Here is a 12,799-nt window from a genome sequence, read left to right as displayed (position 1 = left end):
CATCTGCGCGTGCAACCTGCCTGTCCCGATCGAATATCTGTGGAGGTGAACCGCCGTGGCACTCTCAGTTTCGGCGGTGGTGCTGCTGGCGATCGTCGTCTTCCTGCTGGTCCGGAAGTCCGGACTCAAGGGCGGGCATGCGGTTGTCTGCGTATTGTTCGGTTTCTTCCTCGCCAGCTCGTCCTTCGAGCCGACGATCACCGATCTGACGACGAGTGTCAGCGACATGATCGGTGACCTGAAGTTCTGACCGGGCTCCCGCCCGTGTGCGGGGGTCCTTCTTTTTGGCCGCTTCCGGCTCCGCGCCGGTTCAGCGCCGGTCCTGCGCCCTGCGTGCGCCGGTCCAGCGCCGCTCCGTCCTGCCCGGCGGCCGTCCGCTCTTTTCCCGACATTCCCGACGCTCCCGACATCCCCGACCCCTGCCGACCCCGACCCCGGAACGCGCGCCGGGCCGCGACTGCGACCCCGCCGCGATCCCGACCCCGCCGCGATCCCGGCCTCACCGGCCATGGGCCACCCTCCGGCCGGGACCACCTCCGCCCCGGCCCGACCCGACCGTCCGGGCCGGGCGACCCTCCCGCGATCCGGACGTACCCGGGCGGTTCCCCGGCCGGCCCGGAGGGACCGCCGCGGGATCGCGTTGCATCCGCATCGCATGGGCTGCGAAGCCGCCCGCGACTGCGTCCGACCGCCCTCGACCGCCCTCGATCGCCTTCGACCGTCGGACGAGCGGTGCCGCCCGGATCCGACCTCCGGCGGTTCATGGACCGACCGGCCTGTGACCGGGGGACTCCACGTTCCGCCACGCGCTCCGGCCCGGCCTCGTAGGCTGTGTCCATGAAGGATCTTTCCACCCGTCGTCTGCTCCTCGTGCACGCGCACCCGGACGACGAGTCGATCACCAACGGCGCCACGATGGCCCGGTACGCGGCCGGTGGTGCCCGGGTCACCCTCGTGACCTGCACCCTCGGCGAGGAGGGCGAGGTCATCCCGCCCGGCCTCGCCCATCTCACCGCCGACCGCGACGACTCCCTCGGCGAGTACCGCATCGGTGAGCTGTCCGCCGCCATGAAGGAACTGGGCGTCACCGACCACCGCTTCCTCGGCGGCCCCGGGCGCTTCCGGGACTCGGGAATGATGGGCCTGCCCCAGAACCGCCGCGACGGCGCCTTCTGGAACACGCCCGTCGACGACGCGGCCCCGTACCTCGTGGAGATCATCCGCTCCGTACGCCCCCAGGTCATGGTCACGTACGACCCCCACGGCGGCTACGGCCACCCGGACCATATCCAGGCCCACCGCGTCGCCGTGCGCGCCGCCGAGCTGGCCGCCGAACGGGCCTTCCGGCGCGATCTCGGGGACCCCTGGACCATCGCCAAGATCTACTGGACGCGGATGCCGCGCTCCGTCGCCGAAGAGGGCTTCGCCGCGCTGAGAGCGGCCGGGGCCGGCTTCCCCGGTGTCGCGTCGGTCGACGATGTCCCGGGTGTCGTCGAGGACGACGAGATCACCGCGGCGATCGACGGCAGCGCCTATGCGGAGCGCAAGGCGGCCGCGATGCGCGCGCACGCCACCCAGATCGCCGTGGACGGGCCGTTCTTCGCCCTCTCCAACGACCGCGGCCAGCCGATCTTCACCACCGAGTACTACCAGCTGGCCGAAGGCGAGCCCGGAGTTCCCCGGGGCCGCCGCGAGGACGACCTCTTCGCGGGGATCCCGGACGGCGCAGGCCCGGAGGTCCCCGGCACGGCCGGGGTGCCCGCATGAGCACGGCGCCCGGTACGGGCCTGACCCGGGACTGGTCGGCGCAGAAGCCGCGGCCCGGCCGGATCGCCGCGTACCTCCTTCTCGTCCCGCTCGGCGCGCTCGTCGGCACCGCCGGGTCCCTGGTCCAGGCGGCCTGGTTCCCGGCCGGGCTGCTGCTCGCCCTGCTGGGCTCCGCCGGGCTCTTCTACGGAGCCCGTACGGCACTGGGCAACCAGCTCGGTGTGGCGGCGGCGGGCATCGGCTGGCTGGCCGCGATCGTGCTGCTGAGCCTCGGACGCCCCGAGGGCGACGCACTGTTCGGCGCCGGGATCGGACCGCTGCTCTTCATCCTCGGAGGGATGGTCGTCGCTGTGATGTGCGCCACCCTGGGGGGAGCGGCGCAACCGGGCCCCGGTGCGGGGCGACTTGAGAAGTAGGGCGCCCCGTCCACGGGACGCCGCGGGAGCGGGACACCGTCGAACCGGTGCTGCTCCCGGCGGCCCGGAGGCCGTCCGGACAGGCGGACCTCCGTCCGACGGCGGGCCGGAGCCGGTGTCGCGGCGGCCGAACCGCCGTCCGTACGGGCCGAACCCCCGTCCGTACGGGCCGCGCTGACGGCCGGAGCGATCCGGCAGTCGTACACCAGTAGTGGAAGAGGGCCGATCCGGTGCCCTTTCCACAGTCGCGGCGTGCGTGTCACCGGCGGCCAGTATGGTGGTGCGCGCCGCCGAGCCGCCCAGCGAACGAGGACACAGTAAGAGACGGGCGGCGGAGCCAACCGGGAGATCCTGCTTTGAGTCGTGAAACTGATAGTTCGTCCTCCGGGCCCCAGGGGCGCGGTGGAGCCGCCTACCCCTCCGGGACACCGCCGTACGGGTCCGGCCGCTTCGGCGGCGGCGCGGCGGCCGAAGGCGAGCCGAAGAAGCCGGACGCGGCCAAGTCCGAGCCCAAGACCGAGACGACGATCACCACCCGGATCCGGATCAACATCCCCGGATCACGGCCGATTCCGCCCGTCGTGGTGCGTAAACCGGCCCATGAGCCGGGTGCCGGGGCGGCGGACGCCCCCGCGGCGCCGGGCGGCTCCGGCGGTGAGGCCGAGGCGGAGCGTACGGCTGCGATGCCGGTGGCGTCGTTCGGTGGTCCTGGCGGTCCTGGTGGCCCCGGCGGTCCGGTGCCCGCGGACGGCGGAGCGCCCGCGGGCGACAAGGCGGCGAACGACTGGTTCGCGCCGCGGAAGTCCGGGACCAACGGCGCCGGCATCAAGGTGCCCGGCGATCCGGGCGCGGGCGTTCCCGGCGGCGCCGGTGCGCCAGTCGGTGCGGGGCCCGCCCCGGGCGGACCCGGTGCGGCCGGCACCCACAGCGCCCTCAGCGACCTCTCCGGAGGGGCGCCCGCCGGAACGGCCGCGCCCGCCGGTTTCGCCCCCGGCTCCGACGCCCCGTCGCACGGTGTGCGCCCGTCGGCCGGTGCCGGCCCCGACGGGCCGACGACGGGCCCGGCCCGCGGAGCCATGCAGACCGGTGCGCCGGTGCACGCGGGCGCTGTCGCGGCCCCGCCGCGGCTGTCCGACGACACCGCCGTCCTGACCCCGCAGCGACCCGTACCGGGCCGCCCCGCGGGTCCCGGCGGCCCCGGGGCCCCCACAGATCAGGGCGGGCCCGGGGACCATGTCTCGGGGGATACGCTGACCAGCGGAGTGCCGGCCGTCCGGCCCGATACGGAGTCGCCGTTCCCGGCGGGTCCCGGCGCCGCCGCCAAGCCCTCCGGCCCGGCGGGCCCGCCCGCCGCTGCGTCGTCCGCGCCCGCTCCGGCCTCCCGTCCGGCGCCCCCGCCGCCCGCCAAGAAGGGCCGCTCCAAGACGGCCCTGATCGGGGTCGCCGTGGTCGGCCTGGCCGGTATCGCCTACGGCGCCGGACTGCTGCTGAACCACTCCGATGTGCCCAAGAGCACCACGGTCCTCGGCGTCGACATCGGCGGCGGTACCCGCGACCAGGCCGTCGACAAGCTCCAGGGCACCCTCGGCAAACGTGCCGCAACCCCGCTCCAGCTCTCCGTCGGCGGCAAGAAGATCACGCTCGCCCCGGACAAGGCGGGCCTGTCCTTCGACGCCCAGACCACCGTGCGCAATGCGGCGGGCAGCGACTACAACCCCATGTCGGTGATCGGCTCCCTCTTCGGCGGCGCGCGCGTCGCCGAGCCGGAGATCGTCATCGACGAGGAGAAGCTGCGGGTGGCCCTCGCCGATCTGGCGGGCAACTCCGGCTCGGCCGTCGAGGGCACGATCAGGTTCGAGCCCGGGAAGATCGTCGTCGTGCCCGGCAAGGCCGGTCAGGGCATCGACGTCAACCGCTCGCTGACGATGGTCAAGGACGCGTACCGGGCCCAGGTCGAGTCCGGCCGTCCGAACGCCGTACAGCTTCCCGTCGCCGGTCTCCAGCCGTCGATCGGCCAGGCGGAGCTGGACCGGGCCGAGAAGGAGTTCGCCGAGCCCGCGATGTCCGATCTGATCACGATCAGGGCGGGCGGCCGGAAGATCGACTTCGGCCCGCAGCGTTCGCTGCCGCGGATCCTCTCCATGAAGGCCGTGAACGGCAAGCTGGTGGAGGTCTACAACAAGGAAGCCATCGAGGAACTGGTCGGCGGCACCTTCCAGGGCGTCATGGTCACCCGGGCCGACGGCAAGAAGCAGCAGCTCGACGCCGATGACATCGCCAAGGCGATGGGCCCGGCCCTGCGCGGCGAGACCCGGCAGGAACGCACGGCGGACATCAAGTAGCGACAGCGAAGGGCCCGAGCGGCCGGACAGGCGTGCGGCCTCCACCCGGATCCGGGCGGAGGCCGCACGCCTGTCCGGAGAGGACGGCCCCCCGGAAGAGGACGGCCCCCGGACGGGCCGGAGGCGTTCCACAGCCCGGGGCCCGGTCCGGCGGGGGTGTCGCGGGGGCGTCAGTTCAGCATCGCGCGCGCTGCCCGGGCCCGGCCCCGTACCGCCTCCGCCGTCGCCGGTTCGACCATCGCGACCACATCGGCGTAGGCGTCCAGCTCCGCCGCGCCGGTCAGGAAGTCTCCGCGCCGGACCAGGAGTTGGGCGCGTTCGTAGCGCAGCCGGGCCGGGTGGGAGGGAAGGAGCAGGGACAGGTCCACGGCCCAGAGGGCCACGTCCGAGCGTTCGGGGCGGGCCGTGGCCCAGGCGCGGATGTTGTTGAGGATGCGGACCATCACGTCCTGCGCGGGCGCGGGCGTGAGCATCGACGGTTCGAGACGTGTCCCTGTCGCACCCGCGACCAGCTGCGACGCATCCGACTCCGACAGCACCCGGCCACCGTCGAAGGGGTCGGCCAGAACCTGCTCCTCCGGCTCCCCGAAGCCGATGACGAAGTGCCCGGGGAGCGCGACCCCGTACACCGGTGCACCCGCCCGCCGGGCCACCTCCACCCAGACCACGGAGAGCAGGATCGGCAGTCCGCGCCGCCGCCGCAGCACCTCGTGGAGCAGCGACGAATCCAGGCGTCCGTAGTCCGCGGCGGTGCCGTGGAAGCCGAGTTCACCGCCGAGCAGCCGCTCCAGGGCGCTCGCCCAGGCATGGGGCGTACGGAGTCCGTACGGCAGCAGCCCGGCCAGGCGGTCCAGTTCGATCTGGCCGGCGTCGACCGCCGTATCGTCGTCGGCGCCGTCCGCGACCGCCCCCAGCAGCAGGCAGAGCAGGGACAGATCGGGCCGGTCGGCACGGGCCTCTTCGGCGAACCGGCGCAGATGGCCCGCGGGGTCGGCGGAGGCGGCTGAGTCGTCGTGCATAGGCCCACAGGTACCCAACGAGCCCCTGCCGCGTCCACTCGCCGCGAGAGGGATTCCCGGCGGAACCGAGCGGACGGGACGGTACGGAGCCGAATGCGCCGGACGGTACGGAGCCGGACCCGGCCGGAGCGGTAGGGGGCCGGACGCGCCGGACGGTACGGAGCCGGACCGGACCGGAGCGGTACGGGCCGAGCGGACCCGACCGGCTCGGCCCCGGGGTGCCACGGCCCGGGCCGGGTCGGGTCGGGTCGGTACGGAACCGAGCGGACCGGTTCCGCTCCGTACCGTCCCGCTCCGTGCCGTACGGCTCAGCCCCGCGGCCCGCGGTAGTGGTGGTAGCTGTGGTGCGTGGTGAAACCCATGCCCGCGTAGAGCGCGCCCGCCGCCGTGTTCTCCCTCTCGACCTGGAGCCACGCCGCCGACGCACCCTCCTCCAGCGCCCGGTCGGCCAGTGCCGCCATCACGGCCCGCGCCAGACCGCGGCGCCGCTGCGCCGGGTCGACCTCGACCGCCATGAAACCGGCCCAGCGCCCGTCGACGACGCACCGCCCGATCGCGACCGGAGTCCCGCCGTCCGCGTCCCCGGGCCCGGACTCGGCGGCCACCGAGGCGAACCAGACCGAAGGGCCGCTCTCCAGAACCCGCAGCAGGTGCGGCGCCGGGCCGCCCGGGGCCCGCTGGTACCGCCGGAGCCAGCCGCCGCCGGGCCCGCCCGCCGACCGGGACAGGGTCACCCGGCCCCGGTCCGCGTCGAGATCGGCGACCGGGGCCAGTCCTCCGATCCGTACATCCGCCGACACCTCCCGCGTCCAGCCCCGCTCCTCCAGCGCCGCGCACAGCGCCTCCTGGGTCCCGGCGGCGCCCGTGGCCGCCTGGACGTACGCGGGCAGGGACCGCTCCGCGTACCACGACCGCACCCGGTCGAGCGCCTCGTCCAGGGGTACGCCCGGATCGCCGAGGGCCAGCGCCGAGTTGGCCCGCCGGGTGAAACCGGACGCGGCCCGCAGCTCCCACTCGCCGAGCCGTTCGCTCTCCACCGGCCGCCAGGCGCGGGACGCCACCCGGGTCAGCTCCGCGAAGTCGGCGGCGGGGCCGCGGCGTCGGGCCGGGGCGGCGGGGACGGTCTTCCCCGCGACCAGCGACGCTGCCGGAACGCGGACCACCTGGCCGGAGCGCCGTGTGATCACCAGCACACCGCTCTTGTCCCATGATGTGAGAACCCCGACCACATCCGTGAACGCCCCCGCCCCCTCCGAGGGATCGACCAGGCGTCTGATTGATACCCGTTTGCCCACGTCAAGGGGTGTAATACGGACTTCGAGCCGTCCCGCGCCGATGATTTCCACTGCTCTCTACGCCCCTCCTGTTCGGATCGTCCCCAAGAACGGAGATACTAGGGGCGGGCATCGACGACGCCGCGCTCCCGCGCAAGCCACAGCCCTACCGAGGAGGAACGACAGCGTGACCTACGTCATCGCGCAGCCTTGTGTCGACGTCAAGGACAAGGCCTGCATCGAGGAGTGCCCCGTCGACTGCATCTACGAGGGTTCCCGGTCCTTGTACATCCACCCCGACGAGTGCGTCGACTGTGGTGCCTGTGAGCCGGTCTGCCCCGTCGAGGCGATCTTCTACGAGGACGACACGCCGGAGGAGTGGAAGGACTACTACAAGGCGAACGTCGAGTTCTTCGACGAGCTGGGCTCGCCGGGCGGTGCCTCCAAGCTCGGGCTGATCGAACGCGACCACCCCTTCGTCGCCGGTCTGCCGCCGCAGAACCAGTAACCGGCGGTCGGCGGTCCGCCGATCACCGCACTGCCGGTCCCGTACGGTCGACGTCCGTACGGGACCGTTGCGTTTCCGTTCCGGCCGTCCCACCCGGTACGGGTTCGTCCGCACCCGGTACGGCCCGTCCCCACCCGGTACGGGCCCGTACGAGCCCGTACGAGAAAGAGAACAGCCCGTGTCCGCAGCCTCATCCGCACCCTCGACCGGCTCCGACTCCGGCCTCGGTTCCGGCTCCGGTTCCGGCCCCGGGGGCGATCCACGCCGGGTCTCCGCGCGTCTGCCCGTCTTCCCGTGGGACCGGCTGGAGCCGTACAAGGCGACCGCCGCGGCCCACCCGGACGGAATCGTCGACCTCTCGGTCGGCACTCCCGTCGACCCCGTTCCGGAGCTGATCCGCCAGGCGCTGGTGGCCGCGGCCGATTCACCCGGCTATCCCACCGTCTGGGGTACGCCCGCGCTGCGCGACGCGCTGGCGGACTGGGTCGGGCGGCGGCTCGGCGCGACCGGTGCCGGGCACCGCAACGTCCTGCCCGTGGTGGGCTCCAAGGAGTTGGTGGCCTGGCTGCCCACCCAGCTGGGCCTGGGCCCCGGCGACCGGGTCGGCTACCCGCGGCTGGCCTATCCGACGTACGAGGTCGGCGCCCGGCTCTGCGGGGCGACGCCCGAGGTCTACGACGACCCGACCGCACTCGACCCGGACGGGCTGAAGCTGCTCTGGCTGAACTCCCCGTCGAACCCCACCGGACGGGTGCTCGCCAAGGACGAGCTGATCCGGATCGTGGCCTGGGCCCGGCGGCACGGCGTCCTGGTCTTCAGCGACGAGTGCTATCTGGAGCTGGGCTGGGAGGCCGAGCCGGTCTCGGTGCTGCACCCGGAGGTCTGCGGCGGTACGTACGAGGGCCTGGTCGCCGTCCACTCCCTCTCCAAGCGGTCCAACCTGGCCGGATACCGGGCCGCGTTCATCGCGGGCGACGAGGCGGTGCTGGGCGAGCTGCTGGCGATCCGCAAGCACGGCGGGATGATGGTCCCGGCGCCGGTACAGGCCGCGACGGTGGCCGCGCTCGGCGACGACGTACATGTGGCGGAGCAGCGGGCGCGGTACGCGGCCCGGCGCGCTGCGCTGCGGACCGCCCTGGAGGGCCACGGCTTCCGGATCGAACACTCGGAGGCCAGCCTCTATCTGTGGGCGACCCGGGGCGAGTCCTGCTGGGAGACCGTCGCGTACCTGGCGGAGCTGGGGATCCTGGTGGCGCCCGGCGACTTCTACGGCGAGGCGGGGGAGTCCTTCGTCCGGGTGGCGTTCACGGCCACGGACGAGCGGGTCGACGCGGCCGTGAAACGGCTCGCGGCAGCCGGCTGAGCAGCCCCGGCCCGCGGTGGTCCCGGTGGTCCCGGTATCGGGGGAGCGGATACGCGGGTACGGCGAAGGGGCCCGGGGAGCGGACATCCGCTCCCCGGGCCCCTTCGCGCCTCCCCGGATCAGGTGAGCGGCAGGCTCTCCGTCGGCAGGGCGCTGACGGGCAGGCTGCCCGACGTCAGACCCTCGGTGGGCAGGCTCTCGGTCGGCAGCCCGCCCTCCAGGGAGCCCGCCGTCAGACCGCTTTCGCCCAGGGCCGTCGTCGCCCCGTCCGCGGTCTTGCCGAGCAGACCGCCCGCGTTGCCCGCGGCCTCGCCCGCGGTCTCCTGGGCGGCGGGGGCCGCCGTCCGGCCCGTACCGCCGACCGCCCGGCCCGCGGCGGGGACGGTCTGCTTGACGGCTTCGCCGCCCGTCTGTCCGGCCAGTTCGGAGGTCTGCCGCGCGGCGCCGTCCAGGGTGCCGCTGACGCCGTCGGCGTCGAGCGCGGTCAGCCCGGCGACCGGTACGGCCTGCGCGAGGTCGGCGGCGCTCGCGGAACCGGCCGCACCGACCACGGGGGCTGCGCCGGCCGCGATGAGCAGTGCGGCGCGGGCGATCCGACGGGTCAGGGGGAGGGACATGATGCTCCTTGAGACGAGGGGGCATGGGGTGTTTCGCCGTGACAACCGTGGTGAGGGCGGGGGAAGTTGCGGCACCCCGAGGTAAAGAGTTGGTAATGCATCGCATTATCGGTCTCGGATGAAAGCGGGCGAATGCCGCTCGCTGCGACCGGCTGCTGAATCGTCACTTCGCTGGTTTCCCAAGGGCTGGGGAGGGGGTGGGAGGGGGTGGCGGCCATACGTCGCGCCCCTGGGGACGGGATACCGACGCTCACCCCTGCGGGGGACCTCCAGAATCAGCGTTCGAGTCGAATCCGGACTGCACCGGTGTCTGTACCCGTGGGTTGGGCGGTGCCCGGCGTCGCCGCGGAGCCCGCCGCCTCCATCCGCCCGCCGCCGTCCGGCCCGCCCCTGCTCCAGCCGTCGTCCGCATCATCGGCGCGCCACACCCGGCCGCCGTACGAGACCTCCGCGATCCGCAGCTGCTGGGCCCGTGCCACGGCCCAGTGCGCCAGCTCCCAGCCCCGCGCGGCCCCGCTGCCGGCGGCCGCGGCCCCCGGGCGTACCGGCACGGTCATCTCCCGGGCACCCCGCCCCGCCGCGGCCTCCTCCGCACCCGCCTTCGGCAGTACGGCCGGGCCGAACGCCCGCACCAGCTCGGTCCGGACCCGGGCCGGATCGCCCGCCGCCCCCGTACCGCTCCCCGGTACGCAGCTCAGCGCCGCGCCCGCCCGGCCGGTCAGCGCGGCGGCCAGCAGCGCCGCATTCGTCTCGTGCTTCGCGTACGCCTGCGGGAAACCGCTGCGCTGCACCTTCTGCGCGGCGACCGTCAGCGGCAGCCGCGAATAGCCCGGCACCGCCGCCAGACCGTCGTAGAACTTCCCGGCCGAGTACACCGGGTCGAGGATCTGCTCCGGCGTGCCCCAGCCCTTCGACGGCCGCTGCTGGAACAGGCCGAGGGAATCGCGGTCGCCGTGCGCGATGTTCCGCAGCCCCGACTCCTGGAGCGCGGTCGCCAGCGCGATGGTGACCGCACGCTCCGGCAGCAGCCGGGTGGTGCCGACCGCGGAGATCGTCGCCGCGTTCGCCGCCTGCTGATTGCTCAGCTCGTACGCGGGACCGCCCCCGCCCGAAGCGGCCCGCACTGTGCAGCCGGGGGCGCCGTTGCCGGTGGACTGCTGCACCACGACATAGCCGATCAGCGCGGCGAGCACCGCGAACCCGGCGGTGATCCGCGGAAGCCGGCGGTACGGACGGACAGCGGGGACGTTCTCTGACACAGGGCCACCGTACTAAGGGCTGTCCCGTAGTCCCCGGCGGGCGCGCGACGACAGCTACGGCCCTCCCCCTGGGCCTGGCGGCCCGGGCGGTACCCCCACGCTGCGTTGTCGGAATACCCGAATACATCCAGTATGCGGATACCCCTCCGCCTTGCGATGCACCGCATCTGACGCCGCGCGCTGATCCGCCAGGGATTACGGGACAGCCCTTAGGCAGTAGCCGTTTTGCCCCGGGTCGTGACCTCTCGCCGCGGCTCCTTCCCCGCCGCCGGTAGGGTCGCTCCCATGCGCCCCACCACGCTCGACCTCCGCCTCGACGGCCCCGCCCTCACCGCCGCCCTCGTCGATTTCCCCTCCGTCAGCGGCGACGAGAAAGCCCTCGCGGACGCCGTCGAGGGCGCACTGCGCGCGCTGCCGCACCTCTCCGTCGACCGGTACGGCAACAACATCGTCGCCCGTACCCATCTCGGCCGGGCCGAGCGGATCGTCCTCGCCGGACATATCGACACGGTGCCGATCGCGGACAACGTCCCCTCCCGGCTCGACTCCGACGGCGTCCTGTGGGGCTGCGGCACCAGTGATATGAAGTCCGGGGTCGCCGTCCAGCTGCGGATCGCTGCCACCGTCCCCGCGCCCAACCGCGATCTCACCTTCGTCTTCTACGACAACGAAGAGGTCGCCGCCCATCTCAACGGCCTCGGCCGGATCGCCGACGCCCACCCCGAATGGCTGGCGGGCGACTTCGCCGTACTGCTCGAACCCTCCGACGGCGAGGTCGAGGGCGGCTGCCAGGGCACGCTCCGGGTCCACCTCCGTACCAGCGGCGAACGCGCCCACTCCGCCCGGAGCTGGATGGGATCCAACGCCATCCACGCCGCCGCCCCGATCCTCGCCCGCCTCGCCGCGTACGAGCCGCGCCGGCCGGTCGTCGAAGGGCTGGAGTACCGGGAGGGGCTCAACGCGGTCCATATCGACGGCGGAGTCGCGGGCAATGTGATCCCCGACGCCTGCACCGTCGTCGTCAACTACCGCTACGCCCCCGACCTGGACGAGACGCAGGCGCTGGCCCATGTCCGGGACGTCTTCGCCGACTGCGGGGTCGCCGAGTTCATCGTCGACGACCACAGCGGCGCGGCCCGCCCCGGCCTCACCCACCCCGCCGCCCTCGCCTTTATGAAGGCCGTCGGCGGCACCGCCCGCCCCAAGTTCGGCTGGACGGATGTGGCCCGCTTCAGCGCACTGGGCGTGCCTGCGGTGAACTACGGGCCCGGCAATCCGCTCCTCGCCCACAAGCGGGACGAGCACGTGGCCGTGGAGCGGATCACCCACTGCGAGGAGAAGCTGCGCCAGTGGCTCACGTCCTGAGCAGCCCGCACGGCGAAAGAACGATCTACGCTTGATCAAGGTACGGCCAACGACGACGTCCGCGGTGCGGACGTCCGGCGGAGGGAGCAGGTCCATGGGCAATCCCGATGGTGCGCGCGGCTGGGAAGAGCAGCGGCAGGGGCCGGTACTGCGCCGCAGAGACCAGGTCCAGCCCGGCACCACCGACCAGCGGCTGCTGGACACCGAAGGCGACTCCGAATGGGTCCACACCGACCCCTGGCGGGTCATGCGGATCCAGTCCGAGTTCGTCGAGGGCTTCGGCGCGCTCGCCGAACTGCCGAGCGCGATCAGTGTCTTCGGCTCCGCTCGGACCCCGCAGAACACCTCCGAGTACGAGGCGGGCATCCGGATCGGCACCGCACTGGTCGAGGCGGGCTTCGCGGTGATCACGGGCGGTGGGCCCGGTGCGATGGAGGCCGCCAACCGGGGCGCGAGGGAGGCGGGTGGCGTCTCCGTGGGGCTCGGTATCGAACTGCCGTTCGAGCAGGGGCTCAATCCGCATGTCGATATCGGGGTGAACTTCCGCTACTTCTTCGTCCGGAAGACCATGTTCGTGAAGTACGCCTCCGGCTTCGTGGTGCTCCCCGGCGGGCTGGGGACCCTCGACGAACTCTTCGAGGCGCTCACCCTCGTCCAGACCGGCAAGGTGACCCGCTTCCCGATCGTGCTCTTCGGCAGCGCCTACTGGAGCGGTCTCGTCGACTGGCTGCGGGACACCGTCGTCGCCCAGGGCAAGGCGTCCGAGCGCGATCTGCTGCTGTTCCACGTCACGGACGACGTCGACGAGGCGGTGGCGCTGGTCACCAAGGAGACCTCGCGCTGAGAACGTGAACGGCGAGGGGGTACGG

At 73.3% G+C, this 12,799-nt stretch carries 12 protein-coding genes; 8 read left to right on the top strand and 4 right to left on the bottom strand.

Annotation, left to right across the window (positions count from 1 at the left end):
* The first annotated feature begins 55 nt into the window (after positions 1-55).
* From ACIQ9E_RS05440 to ACIQ9E_RS05425, 4 genes are all read left to right on the top strand, one after another.
* Complete coding sequence (locus ACIQ9E_RS05440; RefSeq protein ID WP_403702281.1) at positions 56-250, top strand: hypothetical protein; 195 nt, start codon at positions 56-58, stop codon at positions 248-250.
* 587 nt (positions 251-837) lie between these two features.
* Positions 838-1,767, top strand: a complete 930-nt coding sequence (mshB, locus tag ACIQ9E_RS05435) for an N-acetyl-1-D-myo-inositol-2-amino-2-deoxy-alpha-D-glucopyranoside deacetylase (protein ID WP_403702278.1) — start codon at positions 838-840, stop codon at positions 1,765-1,767.
* Positions 1,764-2,183: a DUF6113 family protein gene (locus tag ACIQ9E_RS05430; protein WP_403702276.1), complete on the top strand. Its 420-nt coding sequence runs from the start codon at positions 1,764-1,766 to the stop codon at positions 2,181-2,183. The genes mshB and ACIQ9E_RS05430 overlap by 4 nt, the downstream gene beginning before the upstream one ends.
* 356 nt (positions 2,184-2,539) lie before the next feature.
* On the top strand, positions 2,540-4,525 hold the full coding sequence (locus tag ACIQ9E_RS05425; RefSeq protein ID WP_403702274.1) for a peptidoglycan binding domain-containing protein: 1,986 nt from the start codon (positions 2,540-2,542) through the stop codon (positions 4,523-4,525).
* A 170-nt stretch (positions 4,526-4,695) separates the two neighbouring features.
* On the opposite strand, the gene ACIQ9E_RS05420 is transcribed toward ACIQ9E_RS05425, so the two are convergent.
* Together ACIQ9E_RS05420 and ACIQ9E_RS05415 are read right to left on the bottom strand one after the other, a co-directional pair.
* Entirely contained in the window at positions 4,696-5,544 is an 849-nt protein-coding gene (locus ACIQ9E_RS05420; protein WP_403702271.1) for a transglutaminase-like domain-containing protein, read from the bottom strand.
* A 308-nt stretch (positions 5,545-5,852) separates the two neighbouring features.
* Positions 5,853-6,890, bottom strand: a complete 1,038-nt coding sequence (locus tag ACIQ9E_RS05415) for a GNAT family N-acetyltransferase (protein WP_403702268.1) — start codon at positions 6,888-6,890, stop codon at positions 5,853-5,855.
* Between the two features lie 115 nt (positions 6,891-7,005).
* Between ACIQ9E_RS05415 and fdxA the strand changes: the two genes are divergently transcribed.
* Both fdxA and dapC read left to right on the top strand, forming a co-directional pair.
* A complete protein-coding gene (fdxA, locus tag ACIQ9E_RS05410) occupies positions 7,006-7,326 on the top strand; it encodes a ferredoxin (RefSeq protein WP_006346810.1) in 321 nt (106 codons plus the stop codon).
* 280 nt (positions 7,327-7,606) lie between these two features.
* Positions 7,607-8,689 carry a succinyldiaminopimelate transaminase gene (dapC, locus tag ACIQ9E_RS05405; RefSeq protein ID WP_403702920.1) on the top strand — a complete coding sequence of 361 codons (1,083 nt, stop codon included), beginning with the start codon at positions 7,607-7,609 and terminating at the stop codon, positions 8,687-8,689.
* Positions 8,690-8,808: 119 nt separating this feature from the next.
* Here dapC and ACIQ9E_RS05400 read toward each other — a convergent pair whose 3' ends face one another.
* Both ACIQ9E_RS05400 and ACIQ9E_RS05395 read right to left on the bottom strand, forming a co-directional pair.
* Complete coding sequence (locus ACIQ9E_RS05400; RefSeq protein ID WP_403702265.1) at positions 8,809-9,306, bottom strand: ATP-binding protein; 498 nt, start codon at positions 9,304-9,306, stop codon at positions 8,809-8,811.
* A gap of 275 nt (positions 9,307-9,581) precedes the next feature.
* The gene (locus tag ACIQ9E_RS05395) at positions 9,582-10,565 is read right to left on the bottom strand and encodes a hypothetical protein (protein ID WP_403702262.1); all 984 of its coding nucleotides are present in this window, start codon (positions 10,563-10,565) and stop codon (positions 9,582-9,584) included.
* A gap of 285 nt (positions 10,566-10,850) precedes the next feature.
* Between ACIQ9E_RS05395 and dapE the strand changes: the two genes are divergently transcribed.
* Both dapE and ACIQ9E_RS05385 read left to right on the top strand, forming a co-directional pair.
* Complete coding sequence (gene dapE, locus ACIQ9E_RS05390) at positions 10,851-11,930, top strand: succinyl-diaminopimelate desuccinylase (RefSeq protein WP_403702259.1); 1,080 nt, start codon at positions 10,851-10,853, stop codon at positions 11,928-11,930.
* 94 nt (positions 11,931-12,024) lie between these two features.
* The gene (locus tag ACIQ9E_RS05385; protein WP_403702256.1) at positions 12,025-12,774 is read left to right on the top strand and encodes a TIGR00730 family Rossman fold protein; all 750 of its coding nucleotides are present in this window, start codon (positions 12,025-12,027) and stop codon (positions 12,772-12,774) included.
* Positions 12,775-12,799 lie beyond the last annotated feature (25 nt).

It is taken from the genome of Streptomyces sp. NPDC094448 (genome assembly GCF_044763775.1).
Taxonomy (GTDB): Bacteria; Actinomycetota; Actinomycetes; order Streptomycetales; family Streptomycetaceae; genus Streptomyces.
Note: the sequence above shows the minus strand (reverse complement) of the source record. Positions and strands in the feature narration are given on the sequence as shown.

Bases quoted from the DNA above. Each gene is read 5' to 3' on its own strand.
- ACIQ9E_RS05430 (WP_403702276.1), top strand. From the start codon at position 1,764: ATGAGCACGGCGCCCGGTACGGGCCTGACCCGGGACTGGTCGGCGCAG.
- ACIQ9E_RS05400 (WP_403702265.1), bottom strand. From the start codon at position 9,306: ATGTCCCTCCCCCTGACCCGTCGGATCGCCCGCGCCGCACTGCTCATC.
- dapE (WP_403702259.1), top strand. From the start codon at position 10,851: ATGCGCCCCACCACGCTCGACCTCCGCCTCGACGGCCCCGCCCTCACC.
- ACIQ9E_RS05385 (WP_403702256.1), top strand. From the start codon at position 12,025: ATGGGCAATCCCGATGGTGCGCGCGGCTGGGAAGAGCAGCGGCAGGGG.
- ACIQ9E_RS05420 (WP_403702271.1), bottom strand. From the start codon at position 5,544: ATGCACGACGACTCAGCCGCCTCCGCCGACCCCGCGGGCCATCTGCGC.
- mshB (WP_403702278.1), top strand. From the start codon at position 838: ATGAAGGATCTTTCCACCCGTCGTCTGCTCCTCGTGCACGCGCACCCG.